Source organism: Candidatus Merdisoma sp. JLR.KK006, assembly GCF_036941035.1.
In the GTDB taxonomy this organism is placed as follows: Bacteria; Bacillota; Clostridia; order Lachnospirales; family Lachnospiraceae; genus Laedolimicola.
Genome location: NZ_JAYMNS010000002.1, coordinates 167,051 through 191,721 on the forward strand (window position 1 = coordinate 167,051; position 24,671 = coordinate 191,721).

At 44.3% G+C, this 24,671-nt stretch carries 24 protein-coding genes and 1 pseudogene; 1 reads left to right on the forward strand and 24 read right to left on the reverse strand.

All coding sequences use genetic code 11. From position 1 onward, the window contains the following. Window positions 1-279: 279 nt before the first annotated feature. The 16 genes and pseudogenes from aroC to VSQ61_RS02500 all read right to left on the reverse strand — a co-directional run bounded on the left by aroC (window position 280) and on the right by VSQ61_RS02500 (window position 14,974). Window positions 280-1,380 (reverse strand): chorismate synthase, encoded by a 1,101-nt coding sequence (gene aroC / locus VSQ61_RS02425; RefSeq protein WP_334342837.1) that lies wholly within the window; start codon window positions 1,378-1,380, stop codon window positions 280-282. 324 nt (window positions 1,381-1,704) lie between these two features. Next, on the reverse strand, window positions 1,705-2,388 hold the full coding sequence (locus VSQ61_RS02430) for a SpoIIIAH-like family protein (RefSeq protein WP_334342838.1): 684 nt from the start codon (window positions 2,386-2,388) through the stop codon (window positions 1,705-1,707). Further along, window positions 2,385-3,002, reverse strand: coding sequence for a stage III sporulation protein AG (gene spoIIIAG / locus VSQ61_RS02435; protein ID WP_334342839.1), 618 nt, complete (start codon window positions 3,000-3,002; stop codon window positions 2,385-2,387). The genes VSQ61_RS02430 and spoIIIAG overlap by 4 nt, the downstream gene beginning before the upstream one ends. After that, complete coding sequence (locus VSQ61_RS02440; RefSeq protein ID WP_334342984.1) at window positions 2,953-3,330, reverse strand: stage III sporulation protein AF; 378 nt, start codon at window positions 3,328-3,330, stop codon at window positions 2,953-2,955. Before VSQ61_RS02440 ends, spoIIIAG begins: the two co-directional genes overlap by 50 nt. 70 nt (window positions 3,331-3,400) lie before the next feature. Beyond that, window positions 3,401-4,435: a stage III sporulation protein AE gene (locus VSQ61_RS02445; RefSeq protein WP_334342840.1), complete on the reverse strand. Its 1,035-nt coding sequence runs from the start codon at window positions 4,433-4,435 to the stop codon at window positions 3,401-3,403. A gap of 113 nt (window positions 4,436-4,548) precedes the next feature. After that, window positions 4,549-4,932: a SpoIIIAC/SpoIIIAD family protein gene (locus VSQ61_RS02450; RefSeq protein WP_334342841.1), complete on the reverse strand. Its 384-nt coding sequence runs from the start codon at window positions 4,930-4,932 to the stop codon at window positions 4,549-4,551. Window positions 4,933-5,067: 135 nt separating this feature from the next. Next, window positions 5,068-5,262 (reverse strand): stage III sporulation protein AC, encoded by a 195-nt coding sequence (gene spoIIIAC / locus VSQ61_RS02455; RefSeq protein ID WP_160564500.1) that lies wholly within the window; start codon window positions 5,260-5,262, stop codon window positions 5,068-5,070. Window positions 5,263-5,274: 12 nt separating this feature from the next. Continuing rightward, complete coding sequence (locus VSQ61_RS02460; RefSeq protein WP_334342842.1) at window positions 5,275-5,793, reverse strand: stage III sporulation protein AB; 519 nt, start codon at window positions 5,791-5,793, stop codon at window positions 5,275-5,277. Continuing rightward, a complete protein-coding gene (spoIIIAA, locus tag VSQ61_RS02465; RefSeq protein WP_334342843.1) occupies window positions 5,787-6,782 on the reverse strand; it encodes a stage III sporulation protein AA in 996 nt (331 codons plus the stop codon). Before spoIIIAA ends, VSQ61_RS02460 begins: the two co-directional genes overlap by 7 nt. A 122-nt stretch (window positions 6,783-6,904) precedes the next feature. Then, entirely contained in the window at window positions 6,905-7,969 is a 1,065-nt protein-coding gene (locus VSQ61_RS02470; RefSeq protein WP_334342844.1) for a hypothetical protein, read from the reverse strand. 95 nt (window positions 7,970-8,064) lie between these two features. Further along, window positions 8,065-9,885 carry a hypothetical protein gene (locus tag VSQ61_RS02475; RefSeq protein WP_334342845.1) on the reverse strand — a complete coding sequence of 607 codons (1,821 nt, stop codon included), beginning with the start codon at window positions 9,883-9,885 and terminating at the stop codon, window positions 8,065-8,067. 133 nt (window positions 9,886-10,018) lie between these two features. Beyond that, on the reverse strand, window positions 10,019-10,804 hold the full coding sequence (gene cysQ / locus VSQ61_RS02480) for a 3'(2'),5'-bisphosphate nucleotidase CysQ (RefSeq protein WP_334342846.1): 786 nt from the start codon (window positions 10,802-10,804) through the stop codon (window positions 10,019-10,021). A 300-nt stretch (window positions 10,805-11,104) separates the two neighbouring features. Then, window positions 11,105-11,803, reverse strand: a pseudogene (locus tag VSQ61_RS02485) (sulfate/molybdate ABC transporter ATP-binding protein); the annotation flags it as partial. Between the two features lie 36 nt (window positions 11,804-11,839). Next, entirely contained in the window at window positions 11,840-12,727 is an 888-nt protein-coding gene (gene cysW, locus VSQ61_RS02490; protein WP_334342847.1) for a sulfate ABC transporter permease subunit CysW, read from the reverse strand. Between the two features lie 336 nt (window positions 12,728-13,063). Then, window positions 13,064-13,915, reverse strand: a complete 852-nt coding sequence (cysT, locus tag VSQ61_RS02495; protein WP_334342848.1) for a sulfate ABC transporter permease subunit CysT — start codon at window positions 13,913-13,915, stop codon at window positions 13,064-13,066. Window positions 13,916-13,933: 18 nt separating this feature from the next. Next, entirely contained in the window at window positions 13,934-14,974 is a 1,041-nt protein-coding gene (locus VSQ61_RS02500) for a sulfate ABC transporter substrate-binding protein (protein WP_334342849.1), read from the reverse strand. Between the two features lie 298 nt (window positions 14,975-15,272). On the opposite strand from VSQ61_RS02500, the gene VSQ61_RS02505 reads away from it, so the two are divergent. Next, window positions 15,273-16,262 carry a LacI family DNA-binding transcriptional regulator gene (locus tag VSQ61_RS02505; RefSeq protein WP_334342850.1) on the forward strand — a complete coding sequence of 330 codons (990 nt, stop codon included), beginning with the start codon at window positions 15,273-15,275 and terminating at the stop codon, window positions 16,260-16,262. Window positions 16,263-16,337: 75 nt separating this feature from the next. On the opposite strand, the gene cysC is transcribed toward VSQ61_RS02505, so the two are convergent. From cysC to VSQ61_RS02545, 8 genes are all read right to left on the reverse strand, one after another. Continuing rightward, window positions 16,338-18,164, reverse strand: coding sequence for an adenylyl-sulfate kinase (cysC, locus tag VSQ61_RS02510; protein ID WP_334342851.1), 1,827 nt, complete (start codon window positions 18,162-18,164; stop codon window positions 16,338-16,340). 1 nt (window position 18,165) lies between these two features. Beyond that, complete coding sequence (gene cysD, locus VSQ61_RS02515) at window positions 18,166-19,080, reverse strand: sulfate adenylyltransferase subunit CysD (protein ID WP_334342852.1); 915 nt, start codon at window positions 19,078-19,080, stop codon at window positions 18,166-18,168. A gap of 98 nt (window positions 19,081-19,178) precedes the next feature. Then, window positions 19,179-19,361 carry a hypothetical protein gene (locus tag VSQ61_RS02520; protein WP_334342853.1) on the reverse strand — a complete coding sequence of 61 codons (183 nt, stop codon included), beginning with the start codon at window positions 19,359-19,361 and terminating at the stop codon, window positions 19,179-19,181. 99 nt (window positions 19,362-19,460) lie between these two features. Then, window positions 19,461-20,384: an acyltransferase gene (locus tag VSQ61_RS02525; protein WP_334342854.1), complete on the reverse strand. Its 924-nt coding sequence runs from the start codon at window positions 20,382-20,384 to the stop codon at window positions 19,461-19,463. 66 nt (window positions 20,385-20,450) lie between these two features. Then, on the reverse strand, window positions 20,451-21,872 hold the full coding sequence (locus VSQ61_RS02530) for a glycosyltransferase (protein WP_334342855.1): 1,422 nt from the start codon (window positions 21,870-21,872) through the stop codon (window positions 20,451-20,453). 31 nt (window positions 21,873-21,903) lie between these two features. Beyond that, complete coding sequence (locus VSQ61_RS02535) at window positions 21,904-23,103, reverse strand: glycosyltransferase (RefSeq protein ID WP_334342856.1); 1,200 nt, start codon at window positions 23,101-23,103, stop codon at window positions 21,904-21,906. 5 nt (window positions 23,104-23,108) lie between these two features. Next, window positions 23,109-24,185 carry a glycosyltransferase WbsX family protein gene (locus VSQ61_RS02540; protein ID WP_334342857.1) on the reverse strand — a complete coding sequence of 359 codons (1,077 nt, stop codon included), beginning with the start codon at window positions 24,183-24,185 and terminating at the stop codon, window positions 23,109-23,111. A 2-nt stretch (window positions 24,186-24,187) separates the two neighbouring features. After that, window positions 24,188-24,670, reverse strand: coding sequence for a hypothetical protein (locus tag VSQ61_RS02545; RefSeq protein ID WP_334342858.1), 483 nt, complete (start codon window positions 24,668-24,670; stop codon window positions 24,188-24,190). Window position 24,671 lies beyond the last annotated feature (1 nt).

A 24,671-nucleotide genomic window follows, 5' to 3' on the forward strand; every position in this document is an offset into this window, starting at 1 on the left:
GACAGCTTCCTCCTACGGTGCCGGAGCCTGCAATTACATATTTCATCTTTTCCTCTTAGTCCAGTTCCGTAATATCCTGTCCATACACCCTCATATAAATCAATTCCCAGCCGCAGATACATGCGTCTGTAAATTGATTTGTGCATAGACAGGATATTACTGTTCAAAATCACTGCGTGATAGCACGAAAGGATAAAGTCGCTTCGACACACCCGTAATGAGAGAAACTTTCATTCGAAAGGGTACTCATGAAAGTTCCTCTCGTGTGCCTTTGCAACTTTACCGTTCCCAAATCTTCTGCAAATACTCCATTTTCGCCCCCATCCCCTCCAGCAGGGCGTCTGCCAGAACGAGGGCTGCCATGGATTCTACCACAACCACTGCTCTTGGTACAATCACCGGATCGTGGCGTCCCCGGATGCTGACCTCAATGTTTTCCCCTTTTTTATTCACCGTATGCTGAAGTGCACTGATGGATGGCGTAGGCTTAATGGCCGCCCGGAACACCAGATGGCTTCCGTCGCTGATCCCTCCTAAGGTGCCGCCTGCATGGTTGGTCTTCTTGGAAACCTTCTGTTCCCGGCACACAAAGGCATCGTTGTTTTTGCTTCCTTTCGCCTTGGCTGCTCCAAAACCGTCTCCTATCTCAAAGCCTTTCACCGCACCAATGGAAAGTATGGCCTTTGCAAGATTGGCATCCAGCTTGTCAAAGCAAGGCTCGCCTAAGCCTGCCGGAAGCCCCCTGACTACACACTCAATGATACCGCCGGAAGAATCCTGTTCTTTCATACACTCATGAAGATAAGCCGCCGCCTGCTCTGCCGCCCGGGCATCTGGCATAAAAAATGCATTTTCCCAGATGACTTCCTCCGAAAACCGCTCCCTGTCGATTTCCACCGGGCCAATGGCGCTGGCATAGGCGCATAGATGAATTCCCAATTCCTTAAGAAGCTTTGCCGCAATCGCCCCTGCTGCTACCCGTCCAATGGTCTCCCTGCCGGAGGAACGGCCGCCGCCCCGATAGTCCCGAAAGCCGTATTTCTCATCAAAGGTATAATCCGCATGTCCCGGACGATAGCAGGAAGCTATCTCACTGTAATCTCCGGAACGCTGGGAGGTATTTCTTACCATCAGGGAAATGGGGGTTCCTGTGGTCATTCCCTCGAAAACTCCTGAAAGAATTTCCACCTGATCCGCCTCAGTGCGGCTGGTGGTATATCGGGACTGCCCCGGTTTTCTGCGGTTCAGATATTGCTGAATATCCTCTTCTGTGATGGCAAGACCTGCGGGGCATCCGTCTACCACCACGCCGATTGCCTTTCCGTGGGACTCTCCCCAGGTTGAAATACAAAAATGTTTTCCAAATATTGAACCTGCCATAGTTTGTACTCCTGTTCTTTTTTCTTTTCCCAAATCTCTTCCAATGCTTTTTAAGACTGCTCAAAGCATACTTCATATAAGCATTCAATTGCCCATGCCTCTCCACAGACAATCAAAAAAGCTATCTATTATCATAGCGGACTTTTCCTCATTCGTCAAATATTCCCGTATGCAGTTTTCTGTCACACCCCCCTAAAAACAAAAACCCGGCAATATCCTGCCAGGTTCCAATTCTTTAAAATTTACCCCTATAGCTCATTGCCCTCCTCATAAAATTCCGGCGGTGTAAGATTCCCCTTTTAAGAATCCACACCGCCGTCCTTTTTACTCCGCTTCTGCCATAGGCGTAATTACAATATTTTCTCCGGAGATTCCGGTCTTGCGCTTCACAATATCCTCGATCTGCGCCCGGCCTGCGTCGTCTACCTCCGCCATATTCACAACCACATCCACCTGCCCGTCCGTGATGCTTACCACAGCATCCTCAAAGCCTTTGGCCTGAAGCAGTATCTCTGCGGCAGATTCCCGCTCCGCAACGTCTGTCAGGGCTATCATGCTGTCAATAGCCTCCTGCTTCTGGGCATCGGAAATATTCGCATTGTTGATAACCTCCAGAAGAATCTCCTTATTCTTAGAACGAAGCTGCTCTCTCGTCACCTTCGCCTCAGCAGAAAAGCCTACCCCCGATGTGGAGCTTGCCAGTACGGCCTCTCCTGGATTCTCATCTTCTCCCAGTTCAGCCGTATCCAGATCCGATGCATCCTGATCCAGGCTTGCAATATCGCCGTCCGCAAACTGCAGTTCCTCAAGCCCGGTCTCGGCATACAGATCCTCTGCGGAAATATCTGCTGCAATGTTATCGTCATCCTCTTTTGTGGCTGCCCCCGATCCTGCCGTAATGCTGGCAGAGTCAAGCTTGCTTCCGGAATAGTTTAAGTACCCTGCTACCGCAATCATAATAGCAAGTGCGGTAATGATCATCTGGTTTTTCTTGAATATGTTCTTCACTTTGAACCCTCCATCTTCATTATTTTTATTTTATGTGCCTCCACAGGAAATAATGCCTGAATGGCCTCCAGAATATTCTGTTTTACCGTTGGATTTCCGCCGCCCTCGGCAATCACGATGACCCCCTCCACTGCAGGCTCCAATTCCTGAATCACATAAGGCGTTCTTATTCCGTCTTCCCCTTCCTCATAAACAGTGGCCTCTTCTTTCTCATTTTCCTCTGTCGTCCGGCTTCCTCCCTGAGAGTCCGTCTCTTCTACTCTCTGACTTCTGGAGGGTGCATCTTTCTCCACCACTTTCTGGGCGGAAGCACGCAGGGTAATCATCACATCTACCCTGCCTACCCCCTCCACTTTCTCTAAAACTTCCTTTAAGCGCTGCTCCTGCTGCCGTTCATAAGAATCGGACGAAAACGTCTCTTTCGTTCCCTCTAAAGCGCCCTCTCCCTCCTGGGCCGTTTCTTTTTCTCCCTGCTTCTCTTTCTTAGGTTCCACAGGAATGGCAATCACCAGCAAAAGAACGCCAAAGAGCAGGAGAATCACCAGTTGATCCTTTTTTGGCTTTTTAATCCTCTTCCGGTTTTCCGATTTCAATATGGATTTCAGGAATTCCACTCTCGTCTCCTCCCTGAGGGACCAATCTTTCCTCCTGCCCCTCCTGTTCCCTCTGTTCTTCCTTTAAGCTTTCCGCCTCATCCCGGGCTTCATAAAGCTTCTCCTCCATGTACCGCTGATACTCTTCCTCAACAGCCTCCTGCCTTTCTAAAAATTCCTGAAGCTCCCTGTCATAGGTCTGTCTGGCATAGGTCTTATCCAACTGCCGATCTAATCCCAAGGCTGACAGCAGGGGGGACATTACAAGGATCATCAAAACAATTCCCATAAAAAATTGTAAATATTTCCGCTGGTTTTTCTCCGGCAGCACATGAAGCACTACCACCATCAAAAGAGTATAAAACGCAATATCCTGTATCCAGCCAAATAATAAATTTTTTATATTCCAGCCCTCCTTTTCATCCCCTTACTGACACAGTCACAACTGCAATGGTCAGCATAAACAAAACTACCGTAGTAAATACTACCCGAAACAGCAGGCGGATTCCCTCTCCCACTCCGGACACACAGCCGATCATCCGTTTATCCGATACCGGCTGAATGAGCGCAGCCGCCAGTTCCAGAATCAGTACCAGCATCCCAAGCTTTGCCAAAGGCATCAGGCAGATAAGCACAAGTACTACCAGAGCCGCAACGCCGATGCCATTTTTTATAAGAACGGAAGATCCCAGCACCACGTCCGTTACGGAACCGGCGATATTGCCGATTCCCGGAATCATCTCCGCCGCCCGGCTGAATAAGGTAGTTTTCAAAGAATCTACTGCCGGATTCAAAATTCCCTGTATCGTATTAAAGCCAATCACCACTGCAAGCATGGATTTCAGCAGCCATACTGTGACCTTTGATGTCATTTCTTTCATCTGGGACAGATACTCATCCTTCGTCAGATGGTTTACAAAGACGAGGATCACATGGATCTGAATCAAAGCCATCAGCCCGTTTTGAATCAGTCTCTGAATGAAATAAATAAGCCCCAGGAAAAATTCATAAAATACCAGAGCCGTGGTACTTCCGGATGCCATCGTCACCGCAAGGCAAAAAGCCGGAACCAGCACATTCATAAAATTCTGAATCCCCAGGAGCACTTCCCCGGCAATCTCCATTGCCCCGGAAAAAATCTGCAATAATATCAAAAACAGCAATAGATAAGTAATCTCAAAGCTTACCTCCGCAATCTGCTGGTTCTGGAAAATATTAGAAAAATTAGACATGAGAGCCGCTGCAATTGCAAGGAGCAAAATAGAAAGCAGCAAATGCTTTTCTGTCTGCCAATTATCTCCCATCTGTTCCACTACGGCCGTCACGAAGTTCTCCAAAGTCAGGGATCGTCCTCCCTGCAAAAGCTCCAGCACCGTATTCTTAAACTGGAATTCCCCTCCCAAAATCTCATCCACCGATTCTTCTATTTCGTTAAAATCTAACTCATCTATCATAGAAAAGTCTTCGGCCCGGACATTAAGCGGTATGAGAAAGCCCAAAAACAGGATGCCCGACAGGAGAGCGCAAAATCTAAAATGCGGTATATTTTTCCATTTCTTTTCCATCTTTATGTTCCCAAAAATCCATGAATGGTATCTAAGAGAGCCGTGATGATAGGCATACTGACAGCTAGGATCGAAAGCTTGCTGAATACTCCAATCTGTCCGGCAATAGCCCCATACCCTGCATCCCGGCAGATGTCTGCGGCAAATTCCGATATATAGGTAATGCCTATGATTTTAAGCAGCGCTTGTATGTAAGAGCTTTGGATGGAAATGGAGCTTTGAATCAGCTTTACGCTCTCTACCACAATCTCCAGCTTCTGAACTGCTAAAAGCAGCAGAAATACGCTGGTAGCAATGCTCAGATAGACGGAAAATTCCGGTTTTACCGCTTTTATCTGAAGCGCCAGCAAAACGCCGGCAATTCCAATCATGGCTGCCTGAAGCATAATATCACCTCTATTTTAGTTCCGTAATATCACTTACAGCACCACTCATCTAGAAGAATTTCCGGCCGCAAAAACATGCGTCCGCAAATCCTTCTGGCACTGTAAGTGATATTACTGTTTTTAGTTCCGTAATATCTACAACGCAAAAAGGCGCTGCATGGTATCAAACAAATCAAAAATGTAGGGAAGAATCCAGAACAGCACCAATACCAGGCCCGCAAGGCTGGTCAAAAATGCCTGCTCCTCCCGTCCGCTGTGCTTTAGAATCTGGCTCAGCACAGAGACCAGGATTCCAACCGCCGCAATTTTAAATATGAGATTAACGCTCATAAGTTCCTCCATTTACACCAGCAGAATGACCAGGAAAATGCCTCCGGCCACTCCTAAGCTCTGGTATAATTTCCGTTTTGTCTGTGCCGCTTCCTGAGCCTCCCGAATGCAAAGTTCAAGCTGATCCAGATAAAGATCAATGGAGGAAAGCTGCATTTCCAGGTCCAGATATCCCAGAACCTCTCCTAAGCTTCCAAGCTGCTCCTTGTCCCCCTTTTTCAAATGAGTATCGGAAAGCCAACGCTTAATCTGCTTCTGCCACAGTTCCCCAAAGCTTTGCCCCTCCATGCTCCCCATCTGCTCTGCCGTCTGTTCCAAAAAGCTGCCGAAAGGCTCTTTCATGCGAACCGCAATACTGGAAAATGCCTCCGGCAAAGGTGTCTTTGTATATTTAATCTCTCCCCTTAACATATAAATCATCTGTTTCAATAACCGAAGCTCCATGCAGCGTCCCTTTAAATCGCTGCTGAAGCTGGCACCGATTCCTGCAGCGGAAGCCAGAATCAGCAATGCGCCAATCCCCTTTAGCATAAGCTCATCCCCCTTTCATCCAGAATGTGCCGAATCATGCCTGTTCGTATCCGATTATCCGCCCCATGGGCATCCCGTAATTCATGCTCCTTTGGAGCGGGCAAATTGTATAAAACCACATAGCGCTCAAATATTTGTTCCTCCACCAGCCGCCGAAGAAGAGGTTTGGAACGAATATCCTCCAAGGAACTGCCGTGAACCGTGGCAAGAAGACGACAGCCGCAAAACAAAGCCGTCTCCAAAGCGCTTATATCCTTCTCGCCGCCAATCTCGTCCACTGCCAACACCTCCGGGGCCATGGAACGAATCATCATCATCATTCCCTCCGCTTTCGGACAGGCATCCATTACATCTGTACGGATGCCTATATCATTCGCCGGAATCCCCTGGCAGCAGCCGCAGATCTCAGAACGCTCATCCACCACCCCCACTGTCTGTCCCGGCAGTTCCCTGCTTCCATTGGATATTTGCCGGATCAGATCCCGAAGCAGTGTGGTTTTTCCGCATCGAGGAGGTGAAATAATCAATGTATGCTTAAGTCCTGCCTTATCATAAAGGCAGGGCAACACCTTGTCCCCACAGCCGATAATCTGATGGGACAAACGGAGATTGAGACATGAGATATAACGAATGCTTTTCACCTTGTCCCCCTCCAGAACGGCTTTTCCGGATATCCCCAGCCGATGTCCCCCCTGAAGCGTCAGATAACCTTGTTTCAATTCATCTTCATAGGCATAGAGGGAGTATTTTCCCACAAGCTCCATCGTTTCCCGAATTTCCTTTTGTGTCACTGCCCAGGCATTCCCCGGTTCTTTCAAAACTTTCCCATGTTCGGACAAAAAGTATTCTTCACCATCCAGACGAATCAAAAAAGGCTTCTCCGCCCGGAGCCGGATTTCCTGCAGTTTTTCAAAATCCAACCTGGCCTGCTCCAAAATTTCCCGGATATGCCCGGAAAAAAAGCATATGATTTTGTTCCTGTCTTTCATTGTCTCACCTCTTAGGAAAGTATATGAGGACAAACTTAAAAAAAGACTAGTACAGCAAATATTAATTATTGGCTGTACCAGTCTTTTCTTTAATTCTTTATCATTTTTTAATATGCATAACATTACAGGTTCCCATCATAAGAAGCAGCAAACTTTTCATAATACTGCACAGACTTTTCTTCTGTCAGGCCGAAATGCTTTTGAAGCTTTATAAGGATTCTTTCTCTTGTGATCTGTTCCTCTAAATTGTCCTGAATCAATGCTTGTATTCCTTGTTCTATTCCTTGTTCTATTCCTTGTTCTATTCCTTGTTCTATTCCTTGTTCTATCCCTTGTTCTATTCCCTGTTCCATTCCCTCTTCCAATATACTCTGGCCCAGCCCTCCCATATGTGTTACCTCCTTCCACAATTCTTCATTCTCAGAAAAATCAATATACTCCGAAATTGTATCCATAAAGTCATCCTTGTGCGGATACATAAGCGCATTCAGAAAGCGCAGAAGCTCATATCCATCATCTTCCTCTATTCCATCATATATCTTCGAACCAAGCTTAATAACAACCAGTGTCATCAAATCATAATTCTCTTTTTCCACAGTATGTATTCTGGTATTCTTTGTATTAGCCACTTCATATACTGATATACTATATTGAGCTTCTTTTGGAATATCATCCCGACAGATCCAAATACCATAACACTTCTCCAGAGCTCCGTAATCCGTATTCTCTGCAGCCAGAGACAATTGCAATGATAGTTGTCTTGCCAAATAATAAATTCCACGCTTTTCAAGAGGATAACCTGGCCGATAGGTCTTCTGTGACTCTATATCCACATGCAGGCTGATCTGCACATCCTCTTTAGAAAGCAAAGGATTCTTTGCTCGAAACACCAAATCAAATCGTGAAACCTTCTCATTCAACTGAACAAACTCTGCATTATCACCCTGAACCTGTGTATTGCTTCTTCCGGCAGAAACTTCTTTTAAATCGCTCATAGAATCTGAATCTATAAAACTCATAATTTCTTTCCGACTATATCCTTTGTACTCTTCTATGACCTCTTGCAAAATTACTGCCAGCACCTCTTTGCTATGCAGAACAGCCTTGCTCTGTGCATCCAGGCCCTCCATATCTGCCGTAACCTGCATGGAGCTGAGCGCTTCCATACTCCCTTTGAGTTTGTCCATATATCTCCTCCTTTTTCGAACTTATGTTCTATTTTATCATAGATACAAAGATTCGTCAATATAGATGGAGAAAAAAAGTTAACTTTGTTATCAAATCAAAGCCTTTTCTTTTTCCGCATATCTGTCATCCCATAGCTTCTCAGCTCTCCATGCAGGGCTGAATGTCTGGGGAATTCTTCCCGGTATTTTTGAAGCTGTATTTCCTTTGCTCCCGCTTCTCCTCTTGATTCCTTCACTTCCCCAAGAGCTGCTGCCAAAGCTGCCACACTTTCATAATGATTACGGTGCTGACCCGATACAATTCCATGCACACGTTTATCAATCATTTTTTCTAAAGCCGCCAGATAATCTCCGGTCTGTTCCTTTGTTACTTCTTGCGCATATACCTCTTTCCAGTGCTGAAAACATTCCCAAAAAGCATCTGTCTCGCCTTTACTCTTTCCGGAATCTTTTATTTCCATCCGATAAGATGCTGTGCCTTTTACATATTCTTCCCTTTGAAATCTCAAAGAAACGGATGCCTGCCTAGCCATTTCCCGGCAGCCTGCCTGAAGCTGATCCGAGTTTAACAGCAGCAAAAGGAACAGAGGAATCCCTGTTTTAATGAATCTTCCTGACCATCCAAGTCCTTTCTTTATCTTTATGCATTCTTCCATAGATGCTGCAAAATCACCTGTCAAAAAACCCATAATTTTTCTGTCATTTTCTGATAAACTGTTATACTCTCGTTCCTTATTTACAGTATTCCCATATCTGTCCATTCCTTCGGAAGAAGCCAGTGAATTAATGATCTCTGACGCCCGCTCCTTGTATAAGTTCGGTTCAGAACTTTCTGCCGCCACTCTCAGATAATTTAATGGTGTACTGTTAGATACGAATGCCTCCATCCGGTATATCTCTGCCGCATTTTCTTCACCTGTCTCCAAGGCTGCTTCTGCCGTTTTCAGTGCAATCTCACTGCGCACCTTAAGGTTCTTATCAATGGTCTCTACAGCTTCTTTTCCAACTGTAAGCTGCCTGTCACTCTTATGTCTGTCCTCCAGATACTCCAACACTGCAAGGTAAAGAGATGGATGTTTTTGTGCTGCTTTGCGAGCTGCTTCTATCATCTCCGTCTCATTTTTCTGATACAGAACTGCTTCCCTCAAAAGCCTCCCTGCCGTATCTCCTTCCTCATTGTTCAAGAGGTCGATCCATGCATCCCAGAATTGCGGAAGTTCTTCTAATTCTTCGCCGCCTAATGACAGTACTTTTTCCAATTGTATATTTCGAAAAAGCGGCTGTGTACAATATTGATACAAAACTTTTGGCCGTTTCTCTGCCGTATTCATCTGATATACAGCATATAACACATATTGTGCCAAAAGTTCACAATCCACAGAAGTCAAATGCTCATCTACCATTTCTTTCAGTTCCAGTGTGAAACAGTCCCCCTGATCCTGCACAGATACTTCTGTTCCAATGAGCAGCTCAAATAGATCCACAGCTACCCCATAACATTTGTCATTTACACTTCGCTGCAGCAGCATCGCAGCCTCCTCATAGATACGTCCAATGCCTTGCGGATCTTCATATTCATATACCCAGTCTGCATCCCAATATCCGGAAGAATAATCTTCATACCCCTCAGCATAAAAATAAAGCTCTTCTTCTTCAATTTTCTCAAATTGTTCCTTCAGCCGGGCATATTCCTTTTGTATCTCTTCTTCGTCCTGCTTCTTTACTATGGCTTCAAGAGTACCTTCCTTTCCCGTTGCTGTCTTATTCTTCGCTGCTCCCTCCATTATTTTTATAAATTCTGCACGCTGTTTTTCCGGAACCTTGCGTGCAAGGCTGTGAAACGCCATTTGAAGGTTTTCCTTACTCATTTCTTTTGCTTTGCTGTCTACGATTTCCGTAAATTCTCTTAGGTTCATTTCTTTATCCTCTTCTTAGTTTAAATTCCTATTCCATTCATCTATGCCCATATTCAAAAAGGCAGCCCCGGCTGTTTATAGTATAACAACTTCGGGCTGCCGATTCAATGATTTTCCTTTTAACCGGGCCAAGCTAAACCAACAAATTCTCCACCCGATTAATCACATAAAACCCTTTTGAATTCAAACTATCCTCCCTGTTATAAGTCATAACAGAGCCATCCATCTGCCTAAAAATAGCCCCGGCTTCCTCCGCAATGCACTGCATGGCCGCAGTATCCCATTCCATAGTCGGATTAAACCGGTAATACACATCCGCCTTATTCTCCGCAATCAGGCATCCTTTCAGAGAACTTCCCATCTTCACCAGATTCTTAAACTGATATTTCTCTATTAGCTCACTCATCTGCGCACACTCATGGGAATTGCTGGCCACCACACGAAGAGAGGCCGTATCCACATTGTCTGACACCGACAGCTTTTCAGCCCTGCCTTCCGAATCCTTTTTATAGGCTCCATATCCTTTCGCCGCATAATACAGATCTCCCGTCACCGGCACATAGATAACGCCCATAACCGATTCATGCTCATATGCCAGGGCAATGTTCACCGTAAACTGCCCGTTTCTCTTCAAAAATTCCTTGGTCCCATCCAAGGGATCTACCACAAAGCAGTATGCATTCTCCAGTCTTGACTTATTATCCTTCTCTTCCTCCGACAAAACCGCATATTGGGGAAAGCCGCTTCTAAGGGCCTCCACAATAATCTGATTGGCCGCTTTATCTGCCTCTGTCAGGGGCGAATGATCCCCTTTATACTCTACTTTAATTGGATCGGCAGCATTATAAATCTCCATAATTGCTTTTCCCGCCCGAACAGCCGCCTCCTTTGCAGTCTCAAGCTCCTTCATCCATTCCATATTATCTCAAAATCCTCCTATTTAAAGTTCCGTAACATCTGTTACAGTACCGCTTATCTAGAAGAATTTCCGGCCACAAAGACATGTGTCCGTAAATCCTTCTGGCACTGTAACAGATGTTACTGTTTCCAGTTCCGCAGAATCCGAACAGCACACTATCATCTAAAAGAATTTCCGGTCACAAGAACATGTGCCCGTAAATCCTTTTGTGCACTGTACGGATTCTGCTGATTTTATTTAAAGTTCCGTAACATCCCGCTATCCCCTGAGAGCCATAAGTGCCTCAAACCGCTTCGCATCAATAAAGTCAGCCACAAACTCCGTCTTAGGATGGCGGCAGATCTCCTCCGGCGTGCCGATTTGCTCGATGCTTCCCTCATTGATAATCAGAATCGCATTGGCCACCTCCATCGCTTCCTCCTGATCATGGGTGACAAATATACTGGTAATGCCCACTCTGCCAATCATATTCCGAAGCCAGGTACGCAGCTCCCCCCGCACCTTGGCATCAATCGCCGCAAAGGGTTCGTCCAGCAGAAGAAGCTGTGGCTTCGGAGCCAACGCCCGGGCAAATGCCACACGCTGGCGCTGTCCGCCGGATAGCTGATGAGGATAGCGCTTTCCAAAATCCTGCATGGAAATCAATTCCAAAAGCTCCTCCACCCGTTCTTTTATCTCTGCCTTGCCTTTTTTCTGAACCTGCAGTCCGAAAGCAATGTTATCTGCCACAGTCATATAGCGAAACAGTGCGTAATTCTGAAAGACAAAGCCAATTCCCCGTTTGCTTCCCTGCAAATCATTCACCCGAACTCCATTGATCAGAATATCCCCGGAATCCGGCCGATCCAATCCGGCAATCATTCTTAAGATCGTAGTTTTCCCGCTTCCGCTGGGTCCTAAAAGCGCCGCCATATGCCCTTTCTCTATTCCAAAGGACACATCTCTGGATGCGTGAAAGCCGTCAAAGGTTTTATTCACATGCCTCATTTCCACATACATAACAAATACTCTCCATTATAAAGCTCCATAGTCCGCTTACTTTCTCTTCCACTCCACAAGATTTCTTGCTATCAGGATCAGCACCGCCAGAATCACTAATATAGAAGAAACCGCAAAAGCCGCCGTAGTATTGAATTCATTATAAAGAATCTCCACATGAAGAGGAAGCGTATTGGTTTTTCCTCTCAAATGCCCCGATATGACTGAAACGGCTCCAAACTCTCCCATAGCCCGGGCCGTACACAAAATCACACCATACAGCAGCGCCCATTTAATATGAGGAAACGTAATCCGCCGAAAAATCGTAAAGCCGCCTGCTCCCATAAGCGCCGCCGCTTCCTCCTCATCCTTTCCCTGGGCATTCATCACCGGAAACAGTTCCCGGAACACAAAGGGAAGGGTCACAAAGACAGTAGCCAGGATCACGCCAGGCACGGCAAATACAATCTTAATATCATTTGCCTTTAAAAAGCTTCCCATCCATCCCACATTTCCAAAGGTCAGAATAAACAGAAGGCCCGCAATAACCGGAGAAATAGAAAAGGGAATATCAATCAAGGTTGCCAGTAGCTGCCTGCCCTTAAAATAATATTTCGATAAGAGATAAGAAGCAAAAATTCCAAATACGGTATTTACCGCAACGGCACACAAGGTTGCCAGCAAGGTCAGCTTAAGCGCCTTCACGGTATATTCATCGAAAACCGCTTCCCTGTATGCATTCCATCCATCCCGCAGAGCGTTGGCGGCTACCACTAAGAGCGGCAGAACCAACATGAAAAACAGGAACATAACGCTTATACCTATCAATATATACTTTACGGCCTGATCCGAATCCCTCCGGGGCGGCTCTATTACTTTCCGTATGGAATTAATATCATCCCCCACCACATCCTGCTCATAGGTTCTCTCCGCCTTTTTTGACATCACAATCCTCCTATTTTAAGTTCCGCAATGTCCTCTCCCGGCCCGCCTTCTTAGAAGGATTTCCAGCCGCTTAAAGCATGCGTCTGCAAATCCTTCTGGTCCACTCGGGACATTGCTGTTTTAAGTTGCTACACAACGGTACGAAAGGGTAAAGTCACTTCGGCACACCTGTAATGAGAGAAACTTTCATTCGAAAGGACACTCATGAAAGTTCCTCTCGTGTGCCTTTGCGACTTTACCGTCCAGCATAAAATATTTCTTAAAAACACTTGACATTTTTTAGCTGGACTATTCCAGTTCCGTAATATCCCTTACAACTCACGGGTATGAAATCTGCTATGATTTGCTGAACCTCTGCATATAAATCTGTGCGGAATTAATCAAAAACATCAGCACAAACGAAAGCAGAAGCAGCACCAGGGCAATGGCCGTGGCATCCGCATACTTATACTGCTCCAGCTTCGTCATAATCAAAAGGGGCGCAATCTGCGTCTTATAGGGAATATTGCCGGCAATAAATACAACGCTTCCATATTCTCCAATTCCCCTTGCAAACGCAAGCCCAAACCCGGCCAACAATGCCGGAAAAAGCTCCGGCAGAATCACCCGAAAAAAGGTATACGTTCTGCCTGCCCCAAGGGTCATGGCCGCTTCCTCATACTGCCGATCCAGCTTCTCCAGTACCGGCTGCACGGACCTGACCACAAAAGGAATTCCTACAAATACCATGGCTATGGTAATCCCAATACGGGTATATGCAATTCGGATTCCCGCCTTATCAAACAGCGCTCCGACCCATCCCTTATCCGAGTAAAGAAACGTAAGGGAAATTCCCGCCACTGCCGTAGGAAGAGCAAAGGGCAGCTCGATCAGTCCGTCCATAAGCCGTTTCCCCGGAAAATCATACCGCACCAGCACCCATGCAAGAATCAGCCCAAACACCCCATTGACCACCGCAGCAAAAAAAGCACAGGAGAGACTGACTATATAACCGGAGACAATCTGGCGGGCAGTAACCACCGCAAGGAACTCCCGAAATCCAAGCTGACCGGCACTTAAAAAAATGGATGCCAAAGGGATCAGCACCAGACAGCTCAGCATGGTAAGTGTCACTCCCAAAGAAAGTCCAAAGCCCGGAATCACTCGAACTCCCTTTTTATTCTTTACTTTTACAATCTGCTGTTCCATAAAGCAACGGGCCCTTTCCTAACTTCCATAAATCTGGTCAAACACCGCACCATCGTTAAAATATGTATCATATGCCGCATTCCATCCGCCAAAATCATCAATAGTAACCAAATCCATATCAAGATTAAACTGGTCAGAAAACTCCTTAAGAATCTCTTGATCGGAGGGCCGGTAATAATTCTCCCCTGCCAGTCGCTGGGCATCAGCGCTATACAGATATTCCAGATAAGCTTTAGAAAGTTCCTCTGTCCCATGATCCTTTGCATTGCTGTCTACCACCGCCACGGACGGCTCCGCCAGAATACTGATGCTGGGCGCTACAATCTCATACTCTCCTGGATACTGCTCCATAGAGAGGTATGCCTCATTTTCCCATGCAATCAGCACATCCCCCTGCCCGTTTTCCACAAAGGTATTGGTGGCTCCTCTGGCGCCGGAATCCAGAACCAGTACATTTTCATACAATTTATTCAAAAAGGCTTTGGCAGCTTCCTCGTCCCCGCCGTTCTGCTTCTGCTCATAAGCCCAGGCCGCAAGGAAATTCCAGCAGGCACCGCCTGATGTTTTGGGATTGGGGGTGATTACCTCAACGCCGTCCTTCACCAGATCGTCCCAATCCTGAATCCCCTTTTCATTCCCTTTCCGAACCAGAAATACAATGGTGGATGTATAGGGCGCACTGTTGCCGTCAAACTCTTCAATCCAGCCCTTTTCAATAAGCCCAGCCTCTTCAATAGCCGTAACGTCATGGGCCAGGGCCAGGGTCACCACATCCGCCTCATTTCCCTCAATTACGGAACGTGCCTGGGAGCCGGAGCCGCCATGAGACTGCGTTACCGTTATCTCCTCGCCCGTCTTATCTTTCCAATATTCCGAAAACAGTTCATTATACTTTGCATAAAATTCTCTGGTGGGATCATAAGAAACATTCAAAAGCTCCATGCCCTTGTTGTCACCCGTCTTGGAGCTCTTCCCGCATCCGGCCAACAGGGCCAAAAACACCATTGCTATAATCAGCGCCCCTGCTGCGGTCCTTTTTTTCATAGTTCTTTCTTTCATGCTTCAATCACTCCTCGCTATAACAAATCTTTCTGAAATATATTGCAGATATTTTCAATTTACACAAACGTTTGTCTAAGTCAAATACCCCGCAGCAAGCTGCGGGGTATTTGACCCTTGCGGCAGTCGCCAAATGGACATGCTAGCATGTCCGCTTGGCTCGTTGCCCGCAGGAATAAAGCTATTGAAAATCCTTAAAAATAAGATATAATATATTTCACATAAAGATGTTAGCACAAAATCCGCTCCCTTTCAACCTCTCATTTCACAAACGTTTGTGTAAACAAAGGAGTAAATCATGTCCTTAAAAAAGATTGCCGAAATGGCCGGCACTTCCACCTCCACCGTTTCAAGAGTTTTAAACAATAATTATGCCACCTGTGCATCGGAGGAATTAAAAGCAAAAATCTGGAAAGCGGCTCACGAAATTAATTACGTGCCAAATGTTTCCGCCCGAAACCTGAAGTCCGGCCAGTCTGGCCAGGAAAAAAAGCTGCATATACTAATTGTTCTGGCAAGAGTAAAAACCTTGGAACAGGACCCCTTTTTCAGAGATCTTTACCGCAATCTTGAGATTGAAACATTTAAGAAAGGATTCACTACCGAATGCATCATTACCCAGAACGATGTTGTCCGCCAAAAATCTCTTACCTGTGACGGCGCCGTCATTCTTGGGCGATGTTCCTCAAAAATAATACACACCCTTTCAAATCTTACGCAAAATTTAGTTGGAATCTGGAGAAATCCGATGAATTTTGAAATCGATGAAATCGTATGCGATGGTCAAAAAGCCGCCCAAGCCGCCGTCACCTATCTAATCCAAAAGGGTCATCGAAAAATCGGATATATCGGAGACTGCTCTTATGAGAGCCGTTATATAGGATACTGTGAGACCATGATCAACCATCATCTCCCCATTGATTACTCCTGCATTATCCCTACGGATCAGTCAAAGGAAGAAGGGTTTCAGGCTATGGAACGGCTCCTTGAAGATACGGAGCTAACCGCTGTCTTATGCGCAAATGATATCACTGCCGTGGGAGCCTTGGAAGCACTGCACGTCCATAAGAAGCAGCGAAACAGGAAAATCTCAGTCATTGCTATTGATGACACGGATGAAGCCCAGATGACGAAGCCGCTGCTTACAACCGTTCATATCCCCAGAGAGACTATGGCTCATATGGCCGTACAGATACTGCATGATCGGATTCTGCACGGACATGCGGAAAAGCTGCGTGTGGAATTCCCGTGTCACATCATGGAAAGAGACAGTTGTTTCCATATATAAGCCGTATTACTCTGCGATCTCCACGCCAATCAGCAAAGTAATTGGCGTGGAGATTTAAAATAGCCATGAATAATACTAAAAATACTTTTCCAGTGCCTCAAGTACTATGTCCACGGATTCCTCAATGGACTGTTTGCTTGTATCTATGACAATCTCTGCTTTTTCAGGCACTTCATAAGGACTTGAAATACCCGTAAAATTAGGGATTCTGCCATCCCTGGCTTTCCGGTAGAGACCCTTGATATCCCTGCGCTCACATTCCTCCAAAGGAGTGCTCACATAGATCTCAACAAAATTTCCCTCTCCGATAATGTCTCTTGCGTTCTGCCTGTCGCTGGCAAAAGGAGAGATAAATGCGGTAAGAACAATCAGTCCCGCATCATTCATAAGCCGGGCCACTTCCGCAATTCTTCTTATATTCTCGATTCGATCCTCCGGCTCAAATCCAAGATTCTTATTAAGCCCCATACGGATATTGTCTCCGTCCAGAAGCATGGTGAACCTTCCGGCAACGCTCAGACGCTTTTCAAGCTCATTGGCCAGCGCAGATTTTCCGGAACCGGAAAGCCCCGTAAACCATAAGGTCAAAGGCTTCTGTCCCATCTTGCCGGCCCGGATCTCCCGTGTGATATCCAGCTTCTGCCACACGATATTTTCGGATCTCCTTAGGGAATGCTCCACCACGCCGCAGGCAGAGGTCATATTGGTTACCCGGTCAATCAGGATAAAGCTTCCAACTCCCTTATGCTTTCGGAACGTATCATACACGATTTCATCTGCTGCCGCAATATCGCAGACTGCAATCTCATTTTTGTATAAATGGGTTGCGGCCAGATGTTCTCCCGTATTAATATCGACACGATACTTGATATCCATAACGGCCGCAGGAATAAGCTTTGTCCCTATCTTAACCAGAAAATTCTTTCCCTGGGTCAGCTCTACGTCATCCATCCAGAGAATCGTCGCCGTAAACATACTGCTCACAATCAAGTCCGCATCCTTCACAAGGATGCATCCCCGGGAAACATCAATTTCCCTGTCAAGGGTAACAGTCACCGCCTTTCCCGCAGAAGCCTCCGAAGCCTCCTGATCCGTTACCAGAATCGACTGCACGATAGCTTTCTCCCTGCTTGGCAGAACGGTGATCCCATCTCCCCTTTTAACCGTTCCGGATTCAATCTGCCCCTGAAATCCACGGAAAGTATGGTTGGGCCTGCAGACCCTCTGAACAGGCAGAACAAAGCCCTGTTCCTCCGTCTCATCCTCCACATCCACCGTTTCCAGATGTCCAAGGAGGGTCTTTCCCTGGTACCATGGCATACTGGGTGACTTTAAGGTAACATTATCCCCCTCTGTGGCTGAAACCGGAATCACATTCACATGGTCAAGCTCCAGATCCACTGCCAGCTTTTTAATATCCTTTTCGATCCTTCGATAGATCTTTTGATCATAGCGCACCAGATCCATCTTATTTACGGCAAATACAAAATGCCGGATTCCCATAAGTGCACAGATTCTGGCATGGCGCCTGGTCTGTACCAGGATTCCCTGAGACGCATCCACAAGAATGACCGCCAGATCCGCAAAGGAGGCTCCCACTGCCATATTTCGGGTATATTCCTCATGACCGGGGGTATCGGCAACAATAAAACTCCTTTTCTCCGTGGTAAAATACCGGTATGCCACGTCAATGGTGATTCCCTGCTCCCTCTCCGCCATCAGTCCGTCCAGCAGCAGAGAATAATCAATCTCACCCTCACGGCTTCCCACCTTGCTGTCAAGCTCCAGGGCACGTTCCTGATCCGCAAAAAGCAGCTTGGCATCATACAGCATATGCCCAATCAGCGTTGATTTTCCATCGTCCACACTTCCGCAGGTAATAAATTTTAGTAGTCCGTTCATATTAGAAATATCCCTCCCGCTTACGTCTTTCCATACTTCCTGCCGCCTCATGATCAATCACCCGGCTTGTCCGCTCGGAGGTCACTGCTCCAAGGGTTTCCTTTACAATCTCTTCCAGGGTGTCTGCCGTAGATTCCACGCCGCCGGTCAGAGGATAGCAGCCCAGGGTCCGGAAGCGGACACTTTTTTGTTCTATCTGCTCTTCCGGAAGAAGGCGCATCCGCATCCTGTCGTCATCCACCATGATAATATTGCCGTCCCGATACACCACCGGGCGTTCTTTTGCAAAGTACAGGGGCACAATCTCTATCTTTTCCCTCTCAATGTACTGCCAGATATCCTTCTCTGTCCAGTTGGAAATGGGAAATACCCGGATGCTCTCGCCCTTGTGAAGCTGCGTGTTATACTGCTTCCACATCTCCGGCCGCTGATTCTTGGGGTCCCATGCCTGTTCACTGTTGCGGAAGGAGAATATTCTCTCCTTAGCTCTGGACTTCTCCTCATCCCGGCGGCCGCCGCCGAAGGCTGCCGTAAAACCGTATTTGGTAAGGGCCTGCTTTAATGCCTGAGTTTTCATGATGTCTGTGTAGGCAGAGCCGTGATCAAAGGGATTGATGCCCTGGCGTACGCCCTCCTCGTTGGTGTAAACCAACATTTCGATGCCTTTTTCCTTTGCAATCCGGTCACGGAAAGCGATCATATCCTTGAACTTCCATGTAGTGTCAATGTGAAGAAAGGGGAAAGGGGGCTTCTCGGGATAGAATGCTTTCAGTGCCAGGTGAAGCATCACCGAGCTGTCCTTTCCAATGGAGTAGAGCATTACCGGCTTTTCGCACTCCGCCGCTACTTCTCTTATGATGTAAATGGCTTCTGCCTCAAGGGCGTCTAAGTGGGTGTTTGTTTTTCTTTCTGTCATATGGATTCTCCTTTAAAAAATCAAAAAGTGTAAAGCCCCTTAATAATCCAACAAAGGCTTTACACCATGCTTTCATGCTGTTTGATTTGTTTGCAGAGCTATTCTTTGATCCTGTCTATCTCTGTTAGATTGATGCCAAAAGAAGTTAAAATTACTTTTAACTCAATGTAACGCTCTTTCATGAGTTTGTAACCATTCGAATCTTTCTCAGTTGCAAGCATATAACTTTGAAGCCTGGAAAACTCTTCTATAGATACCTTTATCATTTCTTTTTCTGTCATATCTTCATCACCTTCTCGTTACTCTATTATAATGTATTGTTACTTGATATTATAATGGATCGCTTGAAAGGTGTAAAGCCTTTATTCAGTTGTTATCTTTCATAGATATTTAAGCGCCTCCTGAGATGCACACTCTTCCAATGTATCATAACTAAAATAAGCCGTATCCTCTCTGCTCCAACATACCTGTTTGCGAATCACTCTTGCCGGACACCCTGCAATAATTAGATTTTCGCCAAACTGGCCGGAAGTAACCGTTCCGGCTCCTACAATGGAATTCCTGCCTATTCCAGCGCCTGGCAGGATAATCGCATTTTGTCCGATCCATACATGATCATCAATTACAATATCTTTAGGATAATTAATTCTTTCATGTGTATGAACATCAAAAATATGATGTGAATCATGATTTCGTATAAATACTCCAAAAGAAAGCAAACAGTCTCTTCCAATCTTCAAACTTGCTCCTGATACCGCAAAATTTGCTCCCATCACCTCTGTTCTTTCCCCAATACTGCACCTTCCGCCATTTCCAAAGGAAATTTTCAGATTATTTACCGTCACATTAGTACCTATCTCCAGCGTATTATTTTTCCCTAAAAAATTTATTATAATTGAATTTGGGACTGTCTCGTTAAAGTAGATGCGATTTTCCCATATATCCTGATAATACCCCTTATGGGAAGCTTCTTTCAATTCCTTACCTGTTATACTTTTAGGTCTTCCAAGAACTTCATTTGCATGTATTACAGATGCTTCCTCCAGCTTTAATTCATTTTTTATAGAAGCCGTTATCCAGGGGGAACCTGTTGTTATAATTATTAAGCTGTTTTTTAAATGAGGCAGTTCTTTTCTCTTTATAATTGGTATGCCATGATAACTACTTGGTACATCATCATCCCATTTTCTGTCGCACAAATAGTCAGGCTCTACATATTGAAATAAGTCTTCTTTAATACTTTCAAAATACTGCCCGATCCCATATATTATTATAGATTCATATTGTCCCTGATTTATTTTCATTTATTTGCCCTGCACCATGCCATACAATCTTTCTAATAGTCTTTCCTACATGCCTTGATTTGTGATTCAGCTCCAATGCTCTATTAGTTCTTTTAAATGTTCCTTCATTGTTTTAAGCCCTTTATAGTTCTCCCAATACTTTTCCAATATTTCCGGATGGGAAACAAAATTGATAATTTTATTGATACAATCATTAACATCACCTGCATGGAAAACAAATGCCTTATCGCCGCATAGCTCCGAAGCGCCTCCTAAATCAGATGTTAGTATCGGTACACCATAAGCTGTCATCTCAATAGCTACTTGTGGCAAATTATCTTCCCATAAAACCGGGATAATTCCCAAATGCTTATTCATTAATAACGACTGCATTTCATCTTTTAAATAACCATCCTTTGCAATAAATGAATGAAATTTGTCTTCATTTATCTGTGTATCTTTATATTTCGAATTAGGATATTTCTTTGCCAAAAGCGTAACATCTATTTTTTTTGCTATAGCTTCCGGCATATTATTTAAAACCTCCGCCAAAAAATAATACCCCTTATCTATGCGTTGATATCCCATATATATTAAAGAAAAAGGTTCCTTTTTTAAACAGGTACAATTTGCATGGTTTAATGCAAAATCAGCCGCTTTAGTTCCTATATAGGAAACAGTCAATCGTTCTTTTTGAATTCCCATTCTTATGGCAATTTCACGGACTCTTTCCGAAACAGCTAACACAAGATCTATATTTGTATTAATCATCTCTACAAAATATTGTCTAAATTGTTTTAGCGCATCCACTACACGTTTATAATCCTCTTCTGACAAATCACTCTTTTCAAATTTTTCAAAATAGCTGTCCAATTGACTTCCGCAATATTTATATGCTTTGGCTAAGTTCTCCGACGGATTTTTTACAAGGTTGTAGGTCATTGCCATCTTACGTCTGAGCTTTTCCGCCGGTACATGCTGATCCATACATTTCATACAGATCTCACCCGTATCCTGAATATTACAGTTACGTCGCTCTTCCTTCCATAAATTAATCTGGGGGCAGAAGGGGTAATAATTATGCAGCGTATAGATAAACTTTGTTTTCGGATAATCTTTTTTGCATGCCAAAAGCTGAATTGACACACCTTCTAAATTATGAAAATGTACAGCATCAAAGGGTCCATATTCATTTAAAAATTTGTAAAATACATCTTTCAATGTTTCGTCATATAATACCTTGTCCAAATAATAAAATGACAGATAGCCCGGCGAAAATACGGGAGAATTGATAATTGAAAAAGTCCTGCATTTTTTCCCGTAAACATTTGATGTTTCTTCAACTCTCGTTTCTTCATTATATATATCATAATAACAACCGGAAGATAAAAAAAACACCTCTATGTTGGGGCTATGTTCTTTCACCATTTCATCAATTAAATTCTTTAAATATACGGTTACTCCTCCGCCTCGTCCATTCTTGTCATCAAATGGTATCCAATTATACAATAATATCCTCATTCCATTTTAACCCTTTCATTTACCGACATTCGCTATAATCAAAAATCTTCATAGGTTCTTTCCATATTAACTTATAGTCCGGAATTCCTTTTGCCAATAACTCCATTTTTATTTTCTCTGCTACTTCCTGATCACTGACAGCGATGTAAATCAAATCAAAGTCTTTATCTGCTAATCTATCAGGTGCCGTAACCGGCAAATTTATATTCTGATAATATTTAAAATTTTTATCTACCCATGACACAATATTATATCCAAATTTTTTAAGTTGTTCATATGCCGTCTTTCCTACTTTTCCCGCCCCATATAATATTATCTTTTTATTTTCTAAACCGGAAAGATTCGCAACAAATTCCGGAATATAGATTCGTTTATCAAAGCCCAAATAAATATTAACAGCCCAATAATCCATCAGCAAAACCCACTTCTGCAGTTGAAGAAGCAGGGATTCACTCATTGGATGCTTGCTAAATTCAGTATACAGTGCAAGATAAATTTTATTAATGCTAATCAACATATGAGGATTCGCCGTATGTACGGCAGATTCTTCCCGATATTGGTAATGATAGAAGCAATTATGGCTGATAACTATCGATTTGCACCTTAATAAACATTTATAGACGAACACCGTATCTTCTGCAATCGTAATCTCAGGATCTATTTCCTGATAAATTTTTTTAATCAGAACACTCAAAAAAAGTTTATTCCATCCCCAAGGCGTCAATCTCTGCAAACGGTCTTGGGCAAAATCATAAATCATATTCCTTAATATTTCAGCAATTTGTGATTCACCTATATACAGTCCTTCCGGAAATTCGTCATATCTTACCGCAATATTATCCGGTGCAACTTCCTCATAAACTCCCAGGGAAAGAATCTCCGCTTCTCTGATATTATTCAGCATAAACTTGATCATATCCGGTTCAATCCAATCATCTCCGTCAACAAAAGAAATATATTTTCCTTTTGCTAACTCTACGCCCCTCTTCCTTGCCCTGACAACTCCGGAATTTTTTTGATGAACTACTTTTATTCTCATATCATTTTCAGCGATTTTATCGCAAATTTCTGATGTTCCATCTGTGGAACCATCATCTATAAGGATAATATCCAAGTTTTCATAACTTTGTTCCTGTATACTTTTGATACACTTTTCTATATAGAGAGATACATTATATACAGGTACAACAATACTAACTAAAGGATTTTTATTATCCATAGTTCTCAAATTTCCTTTCCCTGGTATTCTAAGGCGGCTTTTATCTCCTTCAAATATTTATAGCCATGCCTTACGTCCGGCTCCAGGTAGTTTCCCTCTCCCCATTCATTCCATGCATTTAAAAACACATAATCATTTCCCTCCTGCCGGCTCAGTTGCAAGGTTCTCCTCAAATATCTTCCAAACCGCTTGGGCGTACTCCCCTTCATAACCACGGCCCTTGTATTTCTCCGAGGAGAATCATCAAAGTCTGCAAATACCATGCGAAAATGATTTTTTTCATGTGTAGTATGAAGCATCTTTTCATTTAAGAGCTTATAATCAATACGTTTCATGGCAAACCAATTCCACAAGAGACTCTCTTCTGCCTTTACAGGCAGGCAGGACGGTGTTTCAAGTAAATCTGATTTTGTTCTATTGGGTTCAAAATCCACTGACGCATTTACCAAACGACTCATTGCCACATGTTCCCGGCTTTTATTCATAGAAACCACAAATATTCCGGAAAATCCATCCCCACGGGCACATTCATTCCAAAAGCGAATCATATCATTAAAATGGGGTATATTCCGCAGACGGTAAATCAACAGAACCGGACAGTTTCCCTCCTTAATATACCGTTCATCCATAAAAAAAGGCCTGAAATAATTATAATGCTCCTGCCATTCATCCTCTTTTCCATAGGTCTGCGGAATCAAAATCTCCTTATTACCTCCTGCGCCATGCCAGGTTTTTGTCCAAGGCTCATTAGCCCAGGAAAAACAATAATGAAAATCTATCTTATTGTTATCCAAAAGCATCTGAACCGGCTTTTCCAAGACCATCCTGCCATGAAACCAATAATGATAAAAGCAAAATCCATAGATGCCTGCCCGCTTTGCCAACGCAGTCTGTCCTTCCAACACGCCCTTATCCAAAAGATTATAATAATGATTATGCAAAGGAATCCGCGGCTGATTATGTCCGAAAAATAAGGGCTTTGCTTTTTTCACATTCACCCACTCCGTAAATCCTTTTCCCCAGGCATCATTATTTTCAGGAATTTCATGAAACTGTGGTAAGTACATTGCAATCATTTTCATTTTTATACACTCCATACAACCTCTTCCAAGGAAATAACCGGGCAGTCTACTTTACTCTTAAGCATCGCACTGATAGATTCCATTGCCGAATATGGTGTAACTACAATAGCATCTGCCTTTGGAAGCTCATCCTCCGGAAAATAAATATCTGATATTCTTGCGTTCGAACAGCAGATATCCCGATCAATTCCATAATCAATCTGAATGGAGCTTCCCTCCAAGTCCTCCATAAGACGGTTAGCCAAATCGGACATTCCATAAATAGCTATATGATGATAGCCCATATCCTCAAAATAGGAAGCCGCCGTTTTTCCCTCATTTTTAAACTCTAACCAATGATTTAACAGCCAGTAATGGTCTTGGAGCTTTTCTTCCTGTTGTTGTAAAACTTTCTGCCTCTTTGCCCAATAAGCGTTTATCAGATATCCCACTGCCACACCGCTCAGCACACTCCCGCACAGCAGCCTTAAGCCTTTACATCTCATA

Coding starts and splice junctions, on each gene's coding strand:
- aroC (WP_334342837.1), bottom strand. CDS start 1,380: ATGGCAGGTTCAATATTTGGAAAACATTTTTGTATTTCAACCTGGGGA.
- VSQ61_RS02440 (WP_334342984.1), bottom strand. CDS start 3,330: ATGGTGGTAGTGCTTCATGTGCTGCCGGAGAAAAACCAGCGGAAATAT.
- VSQ61_RS02445 (WP_334342840.1), bottom strand. CDS start 4,435: ATGATAGATGAGTTAGATTTTAACGAAATAGAAGAATCGGTGGATGAG.
- VSQ61_RS02450 (WP_334342841.1), bottom strand. CDS start 4,932: ATGCTTCAGGCAGCCATGATTGGAATTGCCGGCGTTTTGCTGGCGCTT.
- spoIIIAC (WP_160564500.1), bottom strand. CDS start 5,262: ATGAGCGTTAATCTCATATTTAAAATTGCGGCGGTTGGAATCCTGGTC.
- VSQ61_RS02460 (WP_334342842.1), bottom strand. CDS start 5,793: ATGCTAAAGGGGATTGGCGCATTGCTGATTCTGGCTTCCGCTGCAGGA.
- spoIIIAA (WP_334342843.1), bottom strand. CDS start 6,782: ATGAAAGACAGGAACAAAATCATATGCTTTTTTTCCGGGCATATCCGG.
- VSQ61_RS02470 (WP_334342844.1), bottom strand. CDS start 7,969: ATGGACAAACTCAAAGGGAGTATGGAAGCGCTCAGCTCCATGCAGGTT.
- VSQ61_RS02475 (WP_334342845.1), bottom strand. CDS start 9,885: ATGAACCTAAGAGAATTTACGGAAATCGTAGACAGCAAAGCAAAAGAA.
- cysQ (WP_334342846.1), bottom strand. CDS start 10,804: ATGGAATGGATGAAGGAGCTTGAGACTGCAAAGGAGGCGGCTGTTCGG.
- cysW (WP_334342847.1), bottom strand. CDS start 12,727: ATGTCAAAAAAGGCGGAGAGAACCTATGAGCAGGATGTGGTGGGGGAT.
- cysT (WP_334342848.1), bottom strand. CDS start 13,915: ATGGAACAGCAGATTGTAAAAGTAAAGAATAAAAAGGGAGTTCGAGTG.
- VSQ61_RS02500 (WP_334342849.1), bottom strand. CDS start 14,974: ATGAAAGAAAGAACTATGAAAAAAAGGACCGCAGCAGGGGCGCTGATT.
- VSQ61_RS02505 (WP_334342850.1), top strand. CDS start 15,273: ATGTCCTTAAAAAAGATTGCCGAAATGGCCGGCACTTCCACCTCCACC.
- cysC (WP_334342851.1), bottom strand. CDS start 18,164: ATGAACGGACTACTAAAATTTATTACCTGCGGAAGTGTGGACGATGGA.
- cysD (WP_334342852.1), bottom strand. CDS start 19,080: ATGACAGAAAGAAAAACAAACACCCACTTAGACGCCCTTGAGGCAGAA.
- VSQ61_RS02520 (WP_334342853.1), bottom strand. CDS start 19,361: ATGACAGAAAAAGAAATGATAAAGGTATCTATAGAAGAGTTTTCCAGG.
- VSQ61_RS02525 (WP_334342854.1), bottom strand. CDS start 20,384: ATGAAAATAAATCAGGGACAATATGAATCTATAATAATATATGGGATC.
- VSQ61_RS02535 (WP_334342856.1), bottom strand. CDS start 23,103: ATGGATAATAAAAATCCTTTAGTTAGTATTGTTGTACCTGTATATAAT.
- VSQ61_RS02540 (WP_334342857.1), bottom strand. CDS start 24,185: ATGAAAATGATTGCAATGTACTTACCACAGTTTCATGAAATTCCTGAA.
- VSQ61_RS02545 (WP_334342858.1), bottom strand. CDS start 24,670: ATGAGATGTAAAGGCTTAAGGCTGCTGTGCGGGAGTGTGCTGAGCGGT.